Genomic DNA, 1,223 nt, shown 5'->3' with positions numbered 1-1,223 from the left:
CTAGGGAGCCGCTGAACAATTCACTTTCGCGCGCGAAAGTCGACCAGATCGCTGGCTGGGTTTCCCAGCATGTCGAGATGTGATTTTTGTGCCTGCCACGGATAATTTTCAGCAAGTTGGTGGTGTTTTCTTGTGCCTTGCGGCACTCAGGACACACTTCGGGCTTCGGTGATCGTAAATCGCCGACCAGCCAGCACCAGATTGGCGAAGCCGAACAATGTGTAAAGCTGAGCCGTGTTCTTGGCCAGGCCGCGATAGCGCGTCTTCCGATGACGGAACAGGTTCTTGATGACATGGAACGGATGCTCGACTTTCGCACGCACGCTCGCCTTGAGATGTTCCAACTTTTCGAGCATGCGGCCGAGCTTGTTCTTGGGCAGCGCCTTGCGTTTGGAGCGCTTCATCGCCACGTGCCAGGTCACCGATTTTCCGAGATTCTCCGCGCGCTTTTCAACGCCCTGGTAACCAGCATCGCCAAGCGCCGCAGACTCGTCGCCGTGCAACAGCGAGCCGGCTTGTGTGACGTCGGCGACGTTGCCGGCGGTGCCAATAACGGTATGCACCAACCCCGACGCGGCGTCCACGCCCACGTGCGCCTTCATCCCGAAATGCCAATCGTTGCCTTTCTTCGACTGGTGCATTTCGGGATCACGCTTGCCGTCCTTGTTCTTTGTCGAAGGCGGCGCCGCGATCAACGTGGCGTCCACGATGGTCCCCTCTCGCATCATCAAACCCTTCTCGGCAAGGTGGCCGTTGATGGTATCGAAGATCTTTTTCGTCAGCCCGTTGGCTTCGAGCAGATGCCGGAATTTGAGCAGCGTCGTCGCGTCCGGCGCGGACTCCCGATTGAGGTCGATCCCGACAAAGGCGCGAATGGCCTGGCTGTCGTAGATCGCGTCTTCAATGCCCTCGTCCGACAGGCCAAAACACTGCTGCGCCACGTACATCCTCAGCATGCGTGCCAGACCGATTGGCGGGCGGCCAGCACCGACGAGCTTGGGGTAAAACGGCTCGATTGCCCGCTGCAGCGGCTCCCACGGCGTGATCTTTTCGATCTCCGCAAGGAAGCGGTCGCGCCGCGTTAGCTTCTTCTTGTTGGCGTATTCGAGGTCGGAGAAGCTCTTTTGCATGATCGACACGACAGCGTTGGATGGGTTGAAATTATCGCAGATGGGCAAGGCCCGTGGCACGTGGTGCGGATGAATTGATCAGCGCTTCCCTAG

General features: G+C 58.7%; 1 protein-coding gene. It reads right to left on the bottom strand.

Features of this window, described 5'->3' with window-relative positions:
• Window positions 1-146 precede the first annotated feature (146 nt).
• A complete protein-coding gene (locus QPK29_RS33445) occupies window positions 147-1,130 on the bottom strand; it encodes an IS5 family transposase (RefSeq protein ID WP_371772424.1) in 984 nt (327 codons plus the stop codon).
• Window positions 1,131-1,223: the final 93 nt, after the last annotated feature.

The organism is Massilia orientalis (assembly GCF_030411975.2).
Lineage (GTDB): Bacteria > Pseudomonadota > Gammaproteobacteria > Burkholderiales > Burkholderiaceae_D > Telluria > Telluria orientalis.
The sequence above is the reverse complement of the archived record's forward strand: the minus strand, read 5'-3'. Positions and strand labels throughout refer to the sequence as shown.

Excerpts from the sequence above, each read along its gene's own strand:
- QPK29_RS33445 (WP_371772424.1), bottom strand. The coding sequence starts at position 1,130 with ATGCAAAAGAGCTTCTCCGACCTCGAATACGCCAACAAGAAGAAGCTA.